Genomic DNA, 13,008 nt, shown 5'->3' on the forward strand with positions numbered 1-13,008 from the left:
TAGACACAGGAGGCACCCATCGACCCCCAGCCCGACTCCTCATCGACCCGACTTCCCTTGCGCGGACTCCTGATCGCACAGTTCTGCGGCGCCTTCAACGACAACGCCTGGAAATTCATGGTCGCGCTTCTGGGCATCCGGGCAGCCACAGCCGCACTCGCGCCGGGCCAGGATCTGGAAACCGCATCTCAGACCCAGACGACCCTCGCCATGGTCGTGTTCACCCTGCCGCTGGTCCTAACGTCATTCGTGGCCGGATTTTTTGCCGACCGTATCAGCAAACGCACCGTCATCATCACGATGAAGGCGGTGGAGGTGCTGCTGATGGCCGCCGCAACCCTCGCGCTGCTGTCGAACCCGACCGGAGGGCTCTGGGCACTCGTCGTGCTCGCCTGTATGGGCGTCCACAGCGCGATCTTCAGTCCGGCTAAATACGGCATTCTTCCCGAACTGCTCCCGCACGAACAACTCGCGCGAGGCAACAGTATCCTGGAGCTGTTCACCTTCCTGGCGATCCTCACCGGCACCACCGCCGGAGGTTTCTTACTGGCCGGGGCAGGAACACAACCCTGGCTGGCCCCCCTCGCGTTGACCCTGCTGGCCTTGGGCGGATTCGCGGCAGCCTGGGCCGTACCGCCGGTGGCGCCGGCACGCGATGCGGGCGGATTGTTCGACACCTTGCGCGGAGCCTTGTCGGCATTGCAGGCGGACCGGCTGCTGCGTCTCGCCATTACCGGCGCGGTCTTCTTCTGGACCATCGCCAGCCTCGTCGTCCAGAACGTATTGGTGTATGCGAAAGCGGTGCTGGGCCTCTCGGATGCCTTGGCGACCGTCCCCTCCGCCTTGATCTCGGTGGGTATCGGACTGGGCGCGCTCGTGGTCGGCCGCCTCTCCCGTTCCCGCGTGGAATACGGACTGGTGCCCCTGGGAGCGGCCGGCGTCGCCACTTTCCTCCTGATCCTCGGATGGTGGACGCCCCCGTTCGGCGGCACGCTGGCGCTCATGATCGCGCTGGGTATGTCGAGTGCGCTCATCTTCATCCCCATCAATGCCCTGGTACAGTGGCGCGCACCCCACGACCGGCGGGGATCGGTCATCGCCCTCGAAAACATTTGTGTCTTCACCGGTATCCTGCTGGGGTCGTTGAGTGGCGGTATCCTGGCCAACGTAGGCCTTTCGACCGTCGGCATTTTCCTCGCGGCAGCCCTCGTCACGACCATTGGAACAGCCTGGGCCATGTGGCTCATGCCGGAAACCTTTCTGCGATTGGTTCTCGTGCTGCTGACCAATACCATCTACCGGTTGCGCATCGTCGGACAGCAGCAGGTGCCGGTGACGGGCGGCGCCCTTCTGGTCCCCAATCACATCTCCTTCATCGACGGCTTTCTGCTGATCGCGAGCCTGGATCGTCCCATCCGGTTCGTTGTGGATGCCCAGTACGTCAATCACCGGCTCTTCAAGCCGTTCATGCGGGCGTTGCAGGTCATCCCGATTTCATCGGCTGGCGGTCCCCGCGTGATTCTCCGCGCCCTGCGCGAGGCGGGTCATGCGCTTGATGCCGGTGACCTTGTCTGCATTTTCCCTGAAGGCCAAATTACCCGCACCGGAAACCTCCTCCCGTTTCGCCGCGGATTCGAACGGATCGTCAAAGGACGGGCGGTTCCGGTCCTACCGGTTCACCTGGATCGCGTCTGGGGCAGCATTTTCAGTTTTGTCGGGGGGCGATTCGTCACCAAATGGCCGGAGCGTGTTCCTTATCCGGTCACCGTTTCGTTCGGGACTCCGGTTCCCGCCGAGACGCCGGCGCACGAACTCCGTCGCCTCGTCCGCGAACTCGGTGAAGCTGCCTGGCAGTTACGGAAACCGACCCGGCGCCCCTTGCACCAGGCCTTCATCAGCACCATGCGGCGGCATCCCTTCCGCCTCGCAATGGCCGATGCGACGAAACCCCACGTGTCTTCGCTCCAGGCCTTGATCGGGGCGATCGCCCTGGCACGCGCCCTGAAAACCCACTGGCAGGGCCAACAGAATGTGGGCCTGCTGCTGCCGTCGACCGTGGCAGGAGCGCTGACGACAGTCGCCGCCACCCTCGCGGGCCGCACCTGCGTCAACCTCAACTACACCGTGGGCAAAGCCGGGCTGGAATCGGCCGTCCGCCAGGCGCACCTGCGCACTATCGTCACCAGCCGAAAGTTTATCGAGAAGGCCAAGCTCGAACTCCCGGAAGGCCCCACCATTCTCTGGCTGGAGGACATCGGCGCCACCATCGGCACGAGGGACAAACTCACCGCCGCAGCCCTCGCTGCACTGGCTCCGCTCCGTCTTCTGGAATCGGCCTGCGGACAGACCGGACGCGTCACCATGGATCACCTCGCCACCATCATCTTCAGCAGCGGCAGCACCGGCGAGCCGAAAGGCGTGATGTTGTCTCACTTCAGCATCGACGCGAATGTGCAGGCCGTCTCGCAGGTGCTCCCCCTTGCCGAGGATGATCGAATCCTGGGCATTCTTCCCCTCTTCCACTCGTTCGGCTACCTCGTGTTCTGGTACGTCACGCTCAACGGCGCTGCGACCGTGTTTCATCCTTCACCGCTCGATGTGACGGCGATCGGTGAACTCTGTGCCAAACACCGCCTCACATTTCTGGTCTGCACCCCCACCTTTCTGCAGCTCTATCAACGGCGCTGCACCCCGGAACAGTTCAGCACGCTACGTGTCGTTCTCACGGGGGCGGAAAAATTGCCGCTTCGCCTTTGCGAATCGTTCCAAGACCGCTTCGGTATCGGCCCGATCGAGGGCTATGGCGTGACCGAATGTGCGCCGGTCATCGCCGTGAACTGCCCGGATTTTCGCGCCGCAGGATTTTTCCAACCGGCCTCGCGGCGTGGCACCGTCGGCCAACCGCTGCCCGGTGTCTCCACCCGCATCGTTGATCCGGAGACCTTTGCGATCCTTCCCCCCGGCACGGCAGGCATGCTGCTCGTCAAAGGGCCGAACGTGATGAACGGGTACCTGGGCCGCGAGGATTTGACGGCTCAGGCCATGCGCGACGGATGGTATATTACCGGTGACATTGCGACGCTCGACGACGATGGGTTTTTGACCATCACCGATCGGCTCTCACGCTTTTCGAAGATCGGCGGTGAAATGGTGCCGCATCGACAGGTGGAAGAGGCGCTCCAACTGGCATCCGGCGAGGAACTGCAAATCTGCGCCGTCACCGGCGTACCGGATGAGCGTAAAGGTGAGCAGTTAGCTGTATTGCATACGCTTCCTGAAGAGAGGATCCCCCAGATCCTTGCCAAGGCCGCAGCCGGTGGCCTCCCAAATCTATTTCTGCCCTCCCGCACCCACTGCATTAAAGTCGAGGCACTCCCGATCCTGGGAACGGGCAAACTGGATCTCAGAGCCCTCAAGCGGATCGCGATGGAACGGCTGGGGGAGCGTGAAGGCTCATCGTGATGCACGAAGAACGAGAGACGAACGACGAACCACGAGATCCGCCCTCGAAGGCCACGCCGCAGGGAAAGACGCTGATCGACTGCCATGTCCATCTGGCCGCGCTGCCGGACAGCGACAACGGGTGCTATATTTCACCCAAGACGCTGAAGAGCCCGCTGTTCCGGTTTCTGCTGTGGAAACACGGTCTCTCACCGGATAAGCCACGCGAGGCGAATCAGAAATATCTTGCCGACCTCCTGACGGAGCTGAAGGCCTCACGCCACGTCCACAAGGCCGTGCTGCTCGGCATGGACGGCACCTATGACCACAACGGGCGCTACAATCAGGCACACACCGACTTTCTCATCGGCAACGACTATGTCCTCAAGACCGCGCAAGCCCATCCCACTGAATTCCTGGCGGGCGCCTCTATCAATCCGCAACGGCGGGATGCCATCGACGAAGTTCATCGTTGCGCCGACGCGGGCGCAATTCTGGTCAAAGTCCTGCCCAACGCGCAACAGTTCGACCCGGCCGATCGGAAATACACCCCCTTCTACCGCGCCCTGGCGGAGCGAAAGCTGCCGTTTCTCAGTCATGTCGGCTACGAATTCAGCCTCATCGGCAAGGACCAGTCCGTGGGCGAACCGGACCGGTTGCGCCTGGCGCTGGAGGAAGGCGCCACCGTCATCGCGGCCCACGCCTGCAGCTATGGCTTGATTCTCTACGAGAAATTTCTTCCGACCTTGCGCGACCTCGTGACGCGTTATCCGCATTTCTATGCGGATATTTCCGCCCTCACCTTGCCGAACCGAATGCGGATGCTTCTGCACTTGCGGCAGTATCCGGAGCTACATGAACGCCTGCTCTTCGGCACCGACTATCCGTTGTCGGTATTTCATATGGCAGCCTGGGGCCGGGTTGCACTCGGGACATTGCGCAAGATGATCGGAACCAAGAACCGCTTCGACCGGCAGGTCGAAGTCTGCAATGGCCTACAGCTCGGATTCCGCTCCCTCGGAGACCTACTTCCTCATTCATCAGGAATGGCGGGCCACTGAGTATTCTTGCCATGACGCGAGACGAGATACTCACCAGCCTGCGCGAAAGGATTCTGGCCTTCGCGACATCACGTGTATCGAAGGATCTCGCCGAAGATCTCACGCAGGAGGTGTTGGTCCTGTTGCATGAAAAGTATGCCCGCGTCACCGAACTGACCGAACTGGTCCCCCTGGCCTTTCAGGTGCTCCGGTTCAAAATGCTGGATGCCCATCGCAAGTCACTGCGCCGGGGCGAATACAATCAGGAATCGGTCGATGAGCTGCCGTTGGCTAATCCCGGTGACGATCCGGCGACACTATTGGATCAGAAGCAGCGTGTCGATCGACTGTTAGCCGCCGTGGCTCAGCTCGGGGATCGCTGCCGCGACCTCCTCACATTGAAATTGGAAGGACACAGTTTCCCGGAGATTCAAACGCGCATGGGACAGCATTCGATCAACACCATTTACACCTGGGATCTCCGCTGCCGAAAACAGTTGTTGAGTTTGATGGGCGGCACGTGGGAATGATGATGTCGGCCCTCATTTCACGTCTTACGTTTCACGTATTACGCAGTAACAGACATGCCTGAACACGATCTCGAAAAATTGCTCGGTGGATTCGCAGCGAATACGCTGACGCCGGAGGAGCGCTCGCAACTCTACACAGCCTCCCTGCAGGATCAGCAATTATTCAACGCCCTGGCGGATGAACAGGCGCTGAAAGAATTGCTGTCCGATCCCGCCGTGCGTCGGAAGCTGCTGGAGGCTCTGAAGCGGCCCAACACAGCCGAAGCCGGTGGATCGCTTCCCTGGTGGGCATGGTTCAAGCGACCGGCCGGGCTCGCCTTCGCGGGTGGTCTCGCCGCAGTGATCTTCGCGCTCGCATTCGGGACCAGAATCTATCAGGAGAGTCTCGATCGAGCCGCCCAATCGGTCACGACCGAAGACGCGAAGCAGGCCAGGCCGTCAGTCCAGGCTCCTCAATCGGCCGACTCACCCCAATCGCCCGATGCGAAATCACGGTTCAAAGCGAAAGCACCGGTCGAACCGACCAAGCGAGAACGATCCACGCCGACGACGGAGGAACAATACCCTGCCGCCAAAGCTGCACGCGACAATGCCGTGCCGCTACGCGAGCGAGATGAATCTCGGAAACAGGCCCACGCTCCCCTCACGGCAGCGGGCAAGATAGCGGAACCAGCGACCGCATTGGCGGACAAGAAACTCTCGACCGGAGTTCAGGCCCCGCCTGCTACTCCAGCCCCAGCGGTAGCGCCGGCTGCAAGTGTCGCCGCCCCGAAGAAAAGTGCCCGCGCCCTCTTCTATGGCGAACCGTCCCCCCGTGCCGATACAGGCAGTCTCGCGCAAGAGAGCAAACAGGCCAAACAGCTCGGCCAAGTGAAGCCGCTGGGGTTGCGCTACAGCTTTGTGACAAGGGGGCCCGACGGGCAAAGCCAGGAAGTGAATGCAGCAACCGCCGGCGCAAGCAAAGAGCCGATGCGCATCACGGTGGAGACCAGTCAGGATGCGTATCTGCAAATCCTTCAAAATCTCGGCTCTGCCGGTACCAGACTGTGGTGGCCACCACAGGAGACGGGCAAGATCTCTCTCAAGCTGCTGGCGGGGAAACGAAGCGAGATTCCATTGCCTCCCCCGGCGGAGAATGGCTTACTGGCGCTGACGATCCGTCTGTCACCGAAACCGTTCGGACCACTGACCATGCAGGAAGTCGGCATGCTGGACCGGTTCTCGGCGAACCTCATTATTGAATCGGTTTCTCCAGCCGACACGTCCGGTGCACAGGAGCAGGCGACCTACGTCGTGAACCCGGAAGCGTCACCCATGGCCCAGCTCGCCGTCGACATTCCGATTAGTCAGTAACCCGAAAGAGCCCTCACCTCGGCGAGCCACCGCTATCAGGGATAAAACCGGAGCACCAACAATCCTGAGATCGCCGCCACCCCTCCGGCAAGGCACAGAAAAAACCCTAGCGCACCCGCGATAAACCAGGGACGTACGCTCTGATATTCGTCAGGCGCCAGCAATGGATGCAACTCCACCGGCCTTCCCCACCAGCGACGCGGAAGCGCCATGCGTGCGGTCAATGTCCGGTAGAGCACGACGTGATACCACCAGCCGGTCGGGATACCGATGAAGAGCCCGGCAGCCAGCCCCCACAATCCCAGTTCGACCATGAGCGGTGGTGTCATCGCGACCGTCACCAGGCCGATCAGTGCGATGCCGATGACAGTCGCGAGGACAAGGAGCAACTCAAGCATGGGATGGATTATACGGCCGTCTCCCGGCCCAGGGATCCAGATCAGGCCTTGGACCTCGATCGGGGTAATTCCAAAATACTCGACTTCCTGGACTCATCGTTCGGAAACACTCGGCCGGTCAGGACCGTTTCAAAGATATGGTCGAACACCACGCCGGGCTGACCTTTTCTCCTTCCGGATCTGAAATACGAATGGCCTTTCGGGGGATCGTACACCGTGTTGACGTCATCGCAGTCGATGGCATAGACGTTCTTGGGTGTCAGATCCATGTCTTCCGGGCCGGTGTGCCCGAGACGGCGAGAGGCTTCGGCGTTCTTGAGATTCGAGACCTTGCTTGCCCGAAGCGCCAGGTCGTCCGAGGCGTAATAGACCACCACGTTGCGCGAGGCATGACTGATCGGCTCGCCAGCCTCGCCCTTGTGCAGAGACTCGTTCAAGATATCCGCGGCGATCAGAAAGGTATTTCGAAACAGGAGCGGCAATCCCCCCGGTTGATCGTACTTCTGCCAGAGGCTTAACGTCTGACGAAGTACGCGATTGCCCATGGAGTGCGCCAGGACATTGATCCGCTTGAGGCAGGGATCCTCGTCGGGATTCGCGTCGGATGAATTCCTCCACTCCATGAATTTCTGAAACATGCGGGCGAAGGCAAAGGCGCTTTGATCCGCCGCCTTCTGATCGTCCCAATAGTCTTTGACGAGGCCCAGATCGTTATCGCAAGGCCAGATGATGGGGACCACGAGCAACTCCCCGTTCTTCTCCTTGTTGCAAAGGGATTGAAACTCCTCTGCGTCGTTGAAGACATCCTCGGGAAGATTCGAGAAGCCGTGGATATAGATGATCACCTGACGATATTGGGACTCTTTGATGGCCGTCAAAAAATTCTTGCTGCCGATTTCTTCAATCGCGCCGTTCTTGTTCCTGTTGCAGCAGAAGAATCCACGACTCGACGAATTGTTTCGAAGATCGAAGACGAAGTTCGGATTCAGTTCAGGCTCGGTGTTGACCGTCGGCATTCGACTAGTGATGAAGAGCATGGTGAGGTCTCCTTGGTGAACGGTGATCGGCATAGCCTGATGCGCAAGCTACCGTCGGGCAGCCGCCGCTGATGTCGGCCTGCAGCATTCTGAGTAGTACAGTTCTATCGCCGGCAGCGCACGTTACAGATTGCGCCGCACATGGGAATCAAACCTGTCATCGGCGCGGGGATTCTAGCAGGACGGATGAAATAGGCAAGGCAGGGAAAACTCGGTAGATGGGCCTGTCAGATTTTCTGTGTGTGAGGCGGGTTAGTTTCACGCCACACTCGGATTGAACCGCTCTGCATACAGGATGGCGAATTGATTCATCGCCGCCTTCCAGTCCCGCGTCGCCCGGCTCCAGCCGGCCGTAATATTGCGCAGCGCCAGCCACAGCAATTTGGTCGCCGCTTCGTCGGTCGGGAAGTGACCGCGCGTCTTGATGATCTTGCGCAGCCGCATGTGCACCGACTCAATGGCATTGGTCGTGTAGAGGATCCGCCGCACCTCCGGGGGGAACGCAAAGAAGGGCGTCACGTGGTTCCAGGCCCGTCGCCACAGGCCGCGAATGGGCGCATACTTGGTCCCCCACGGACCGGCCTCGAACGCGTCCAGCGCGGCGTGAGCCGCCGCCTCGGTCGGCGCGGTGTAGATCGGCCGGATTGCGGCGGCCACCGCCTGGCGGTCCTTCCAGCTCACGTAGTCCAGTGAATTGCGGATCAGGTGCACGATGCAGGTTTGCACGGTGGTCTGTGGAAACACCGTGCCAATCGCCTCGGCGAGCCCCTTTAAACCATCCACCACCGCGATGAGCACGTCCATGACCCCACGGGTGCGCAGCTCGTTGAACACCTTCAGCCAGAACTTTGCCCCTTCGGTCTGCTCGATCCACAGCCCCAGGATCTCCCGCGTCCCATCGGCGCGCACGCCCAGCGCGAGATACACCGCCTTGTTCCGCACCACCGCGTCTTCACGGATCTTCACCCGCAACGCATCGAAGAACACGACGGGGTACAGCGGCTCCAGGGGCCGACTCTGCCAGGCCGTCACCTCGGCCAGCACGGCCTCGCTCACGGTGCTGATGAAGTCGGGCGAGACCTCCACCGCATACATCTCGGACAGGTAGCCCTGGATCTCCCGGACGGTCATCCCCCGAGCATACAAGGCGATGATCTTGTCATCAAAGCCCGTGAAGCGCCGCTCGTGTTTGCCGATTAACTGCGGCTCGAAGGTCCCGCTCCGATCCCGCGGCACCTCGAGCCGCACTGCCCCCTCGTCGGTGAGTACGGTCTTCGGCGTCGTGCCGTTGCGGTGGTTGCCACGGGGCGCGCCGGGGGCCTGCTCCGTCCCCAGGTGATGCGTCAGCTCCGCCCCCAGGGCACGCTCCAGCACCGCCTTCTTCAGGCCCCGGAACAGAGTCTCAAATTGTGCCGGCGTCAGCGGCCCAGGCACCAACTGGTCCAACAATTCCTGGCTTACCGGCAGCGCCGGGGCGAGGTCCTTCGTCGTGTTCGTCTTGCGAGGCATCGAGGCTCCTTTCAGCCACACTATGCCTCACACACAAAATTTCGGACAAGTCCCCCGCTATTCGTCAACCGTGGCCGCTGTGGCAGTGCCCAGGCCCGCCCTGTTCTTGCCACTTTGTCCCATTCGTGATACTCAAAGATGAGGAACGAACCAACCATGAAGTCTACTGAGCCACAACCATTGGGCGATATCGACCTGAAGCTGAAGGACATCTTGTCCAGGCATCCCTCCGTTGAAATGGCCTTCCTGTTTGGTTCGCTCGCAGCCGGGCAGGGACGAATGGGGAGCGACCTCGATCTCGCAGTAGCAACCGTCACTCCGCTCACCCCACAAACCAAAATTGAACTCATCGAAGATCTCGCCGTCGCAATCGGTCGTCCGGTCGATCTCATCGACCTCGCTCAGGCACACGGACCCTTGTTGCAACAGATTGTGACGAGGGGGCGCATGGTTCTGTGTAAGAACCGGACGCTCTATGCCGAACTGTTGCGGCGCGTGGCCTATGACGAGGCCGACGTCATGCCCTACTATCGCCGAATCCTCTCGGAGAGAAGGCAGGCATGGATCGGAATATAGTCGAGGCCAAACTCGAATCGCTGCGGCGTTGCGTTGACCGAATCGCCGAGAAAACGCCGGCGTCCGCCGACCAGTTGATCCACGATCCAGACTTGCAGGACATCATCGCGCTCAATCTTCAGCGCGCGGTTCAAACCTCTGTCGACCTAGCGGCCCACCTGATCGCCGAGTCCGACGCCCCTGCTCCCTCCACAATGGCGGAGCACTTTGAGATTCTCGACCATCTACAGATCATCAGCCCTGCCCTGGCCCAACGCCTCAAGAAAGCCGTTGGATTCAGAAACATCGCTGTGCATAGCTATCAGGCGATCGACTGGAGCATCGTGTTCCAAATTTCCCGACATCACCTCGACGACTTCAAGCAATTCGCTCAAGCAGTCGCCAAGCGCCTTTCTGCGTCATAGCCTCTCGATCTTTCCTCACTGAATCTCCGATCAACGCCCGCCCTCCCCAGCTTGCCTGGAAGAGATGGGCACGCAGCCAAACGGTCCCTGAAAAGGCTATTCGAGGTAGTGGCCAGGTGGCCCTGCACTGCGCGTTCTGCGAGCAAGAAAGACAGCAGACTGCTCCAATCCTTACGACCTTCCCCCAGCTCCCAGCTCCCGCGAGGTGGCGGGCCTAGGTCTACTGCGCGCGTCGAGCGAGGTCCTTCCTAGGGCGCGCGTTCCGCGAGCACAGAGCCTGGGTCCGCCGCCTCGCCCCTCCCCTCTGAAAGGATTCCTCCCTTCGCCCCATATCCTCCTGTGAAGGGAGGACACATGGAGCACACCGAAAGCAGATTCCAATCGAACCCATCGGCGAACCGGCGCGATCCCCGCCTCTATCACATCGCCAGTCTGGGAACGTTGCTGGCGTACGGTCTCTTCTGGCTCCACTTCGACCTGAGCCTCTGGCAGATCGCCGTCACGATCGGAACAGCGTTGCTCACTCAATATGCCGGGACGCGTTACGCCAAGCTTCCATGCTTTGATCCTAAGAGCGCCCTCATCTCTTCCCTGTCGCTCTGCATCCTCCTCCGCACCGATCACCTCGCGATCGCAGCATTGGCCTCAGTCGTAGCCATCGGCAGCAAGTTCGTGTTCCGCTGGAACGACAAACATCTGGTCAATCCGACCAACCTGGCGTTGGCCATCGCGCTCGCGAGCGGGATGGGCTGGATCTCACCTGGACAATGGGGCCAGGTCGCCTGGTTCGGTTTTCTCATCGCCTGCCTCGGCAGTCTCGTCGTGACCCGGGCGGCGCGGGCGGATGTGACCTTCGCCTTTCTCGCCGTCTACGTCAGTCTCCTCTTTGCACGGGCCCTGTGGCTCGGCGATCCACTCACGATTCCGTTTCACCAAATCGAAAGCGGCGCGCTGCTGATCTTTGCCTTCTTCATGATCTCCGATCCCAAAACCACACCCGACTCCCGCGCCGGGCGAATCGTCTATGCCCTCTGCGTTGCCCTCGCCACGCTTTACGTCCAGTTCGGATTGTTCCGCCCGAATGGGCCGCTGTGGGGGCTGATCGCCTGCACACCACTCGTCCCACTACTCGACCATCTGTTTCCCGGTGCTCGTTACGTTTGGACCAGGCCATCGACTGGTAGCGCGTCACCAAACTCGTCGTTACACATTAATGCCCAACCGCCAGCCGCTACTCGTCACCAGTCTGTTCCCGTGCCTCTCGTGTCACCAACCAAGGAGGTTCTTATGAGACGTACCATCGTGCCTTCATTGTTATTCGCCCTCGGCCTGCTCGCATGGAGCGGCGAGGCCTCGGCCTTTTGCGGTTTCTACGTCGGCAAGGCCGACACCAGCCTGTTCAACAAGGCCTCTGAAGTGGCCATCGCCCGCCACGACAACAAAACCGTGATCACCATGGCGAACGATTTCAAAGGAGATGTGAAGGAGTTTGCGCTGGTGGTTCCGGTGCCGACCATCCTGGAGAAGGAGCAGATCCATGTCGGCGATCCGGCGGTACTGAAACATCTGGCCGACTACTCGGCGCCGAGACTGGTCGAATACTTCGACGAGAACCCCTGCCTGCGTTATGAACTCATGGAGCGTAGGAGCATGGATGCGATGAAGAGCATGGCCCCGGCTGCAGCACCGGCCCGTGAGCGTGACAAGGCCTTAGGGGTCACGGTCGAAGCTCAATACACGGTCGGGGAGTACGACATCCTGATTCTCTCGGCCAAGGAGAGCAACGGGCTCGAAAGCTGGCTGACCGAGAACGGCTATCGCATCCCGAACGGAGCGTCGGCCGTCCTCAATAGCTATCTCAAACAGGGCATGAAATTTTTCGTCGCCAAGGTGAATCTGGGCGAGCAGACGAAGCTCGGCTTGACGCACCTCCGACCGCTTCAGATTGCATTCGAATCGCGGAAGTTCATGTTGCCGATCCGGCTCGGCACGGTGAACGCCGATGGCGCACAAGAGCTGTTTATCTATTTCCTGACGAAGCAGGGCCGGGTAGAGACGACGAACTACCGAACCGTGCGACTCCCTGAGGCACAGGAAATTCCGCTCTACGTGAAAGACAAGTTCGGCGACTTCTATCGCGACCTGTTCACGCAACAGGTCAAACGGGAAAACGAGCGCGGCCTGTTCATGGAGTATGCCTGGGATATGAACTGGTGCGACCCCTGCGCGGCCAATCCGCTCAGCGCCGATGAACTCCGCAGTGTGGGCGTCTTCTGGCAGGATGGACACGGGCGGATGGGCAAGGGCATACCGATGGCCCAGAACGTGTTCCTCACCCGGCTGCACGTGCGCTACGATGCCGCGCATTTCCCTGAAGACCTGATGTTCCAGGAGACCTCGGGTCACAGTAATTTTCAAGCGCGTTATATCCTGCGCCATCCCTGGACTGGAACCGATGAATGCGCCGCCGCCACGGCGTACCGGCATCAACTGCGGGAGCGATATGAGCGGGAGGCGCAAACGCTGGCGTCACTGACGGGTTGGAACATCGGTGACATTCGCAAAACGATGAACATCGCCTCGGTGCCTGCCGGCGAGGAGAAGAAATGGTATCAGCGCTTGTGGACGAACTAGCGGGAAGAGGCGAAACGCAGGAGGCCGGGACAACCCGGCCTCCGCATCGACAGGCATATCGTAGCTTCTACGCGCAACCTGAACGG

Annotated in this window: 10 protein-coding genes; 7 read left to right on the top strand and 3 right to left on the bottom strand. The window is 60.6% G+C overall.

Annotation, left to right across the window (positions count from 1 at the left end):
• The first annotated feature begins 57 nt into the window (after positions 1–57).
• Genes NSND_RS08115 through NSND_RS08130 form a run of 4 tightly spaced genes read left to right on the top strand, consistent with a single transcriptional unit; the run spans position 58 to position 6,364 of the window.
• Positions 58–3,462, top strand: a complete 3,405-nt coding sequence (locus tag NSND_RS08115; RefSeq protein ID WP_080878509.1) for an acyl-[ACP]--phospholipid O-acyltransferase — start codon at positions 58–60, stop codon at positions 3,460–3,462.
• Positions 3,462–4,502, top strand: coding sequence for an amidohydrolase family protein (locus NSND_RS08120; protein WP_080878511.1), 1,041 nt, complete (start codon positions 3,462–3,464; stop codon positions 4,500–4,502). The genes NSND_RS08115 and NSND_RS08120 overlap by 1 nt, the downstream gene beginning before the upstream one ends.
• A gap of 11 nt (positions 4,503–4,513) precedes the next feature.
• Complete coding sequence (locus NSND_RS08125) at positions 4,514–5,011, top strand: RNA polymerase sigma factor (RefSeq protein ID WP_080878513.1); 498 nt, start codon at positions 4,514–4,516, stop codon at positions 5,009–5,011.
• A 54-nt stretch (positions 5,012–5,065) separates the two neighbouring features.
• Positions 5,066–6,364: a hypothetical protein gene (locus NSND_RS08130; RefSeq protein WP_080878514.1), complete on the top strand. Its 1,299-nt coding sequence runs from the start codon at positions 5,066–5,068 to the stop codon at positions 6,362–6,364.
• A 35-nt stretch (positions 6,365–6,399) separates the two neighbouring features.
• Here the strand turns inward: NSND_RS08130 and NSND_RS08135 are convergent, their stop codons facing one another.
• The 3 genes from NSND_RS08135 to NSND_RS08145 form a co-directional block, all read right to left on the bottom strand.
• Positions 6,400–6,762 (bottom strand): hypothetical protein, encoded by a 363-nt coding sequence (locus NSND_RS08135; RefSeq protein ID WP_080878516.1) that lies wholly within the window; start codon positions 6,760–6,762, stop codon positions 6,400–6,402.
• Positions 6,763–6,803: 41 nt separating this feature from the next.
• Entirely contained in the window at positions 6,804–7,799 is a 996-nt protein-coding gene (locus NSND_RS08140) for an alpha/beta hydrolase (RefSeq protein ID WP_080878517.1), read from the bottom strand.
• A 258-nt stretch (positions 7,800–8,057) separates the two neighbouring features.
• On the bottom strand, positions 8,058–9,308 hold the full coding sequence (locus tag NSND_RS08145) for an IS256 family transposase (RefSeq protein ID WP_080877471.1): 1,251 nt from the start codon (positions 9,306–9,308) through the stop codon (positions 8,058–8,060).
• Between the two features lie 156 nt (positions 9,309–9,464).
• On the opposite strand from NSND_RS08145, the gene NSND_RS08150 reads away from it, so the two are divergent.
• The 3 genes from NSND_RS08150 to NSND_RS08160 all read left to right on the top strand — a co-directional run bounded on the left by NSND_RS08150 (position 9,465) and on the right by NSND_RS08160 (position 12,922).
• Positions 9,465–9,884: a type VII toxin-antitoxin system MntA family adenylyltransferase antitoxin gene (locus NSND_RS08150; RefSeq protein ID WP_080878519.1), complete on the top strand. Its 420-nt coding sequence runs from the start codon at positions 9,465–9,467 to the stop codon at positions 9,882–9,884.
• Positions 9,869–10,288: a type VII toxin-antitoxin system HepT family RNase toxin gene (locus NSND_RS08155; RefSeq protein ID WP_080878520.1), complete on the top strand. Its 420-nt coding sequence runs from the start codon at positions 9,869–9,871 to the stop codon at positions 10,286–10,288. Before NSND_RS08150 ends, NSND_RS08155 begins: the two co-directional genes overlap by 16 nt.
• Positions 10,289–10,642: 354 nt before the next feature.
• Positions 10,643–12,922: a DUF2330 domain-containing protein gene (locus NSND_RS08160; RefSeq protein WP_080878522.1), complete on the top strand. Its 2,280-nt coding sequence runs from the start codon at positions 10,643–10,645 to the stop codon at positions 12,920–12,922.
• Positions 12,923–13,008: the final 86 nt, after the last annotated feature.

It is taken from the genome of Nitrospira sp. ND1 (assembly GCF_900170025.1).
Taxonomy (GTDB): Bacteria; Nitrospirota; Nitrospiria; order Nitrospirales; family Nitrospiraceae; genus Nitrospira_A.

Coding starts and splice junctions, on each gene's coding strand:
- NSND_RS08135 (WP_080878516.1), bottom strand. CDS start 6,762: ATGCTTGAGTTGCTCCTTGTCCTCGCGACTGTCATCGGCATCGCACTG.
- NSND_RS08145 (WP_080877471.1), bottom strand. CDS start 9,308: ATGCCTCGCAAGACGAACACGACGAAGGACCTCGCCCCGGCGCTGCCG.
- NSND_RS08155 (WP_080878520.1), top strand. CDS start 9,869: ATGGATCGGAATATAGTCGAGGCCAAACTCGAATCGCTGCGGCGTTGC.
- NSND_RS08120 (WP_080878511.1), top strand. CDS start 3,462: ATGCACGAAGAACGAGAGACGAACGACGAACCACGAGATCCGCCCTCG.
- NSND_RS08150 (WP_080878519.1), top strand. CDS start 9,465: ATGAAGTCTACTGAGCCACAACCATTGGGCGATATCGACCTGAAGCTG.
- NSND_RS08140 (WP_080878517.1), bottom strand. CDS start 7,799: ATGCTCTTCATCACTAGTCGAATGCCGACGGTCAACACCGAGCCTGAA.
- NSND_RS08125 (WP_080878513.1), top strand. CDS start 4,514: ATGACGCGAGACGAGATACTCACCAGCCTGCGCGAAAGGATTCTGGCC.
- NSND_RS08130 (WP_080878514.1), top strand. CDS start 5,066: ATGCCTGAACACGATCTCGAAAAATTGCTCGGTGGATTCGCAGCGAAT.
- NSND_RS08160 (WP_080878522.1), top strand. CDS start 10,643: ATGGAGCACACCGAAAGCAGATTCCAATCGAACCCATCGGCGAACCGG.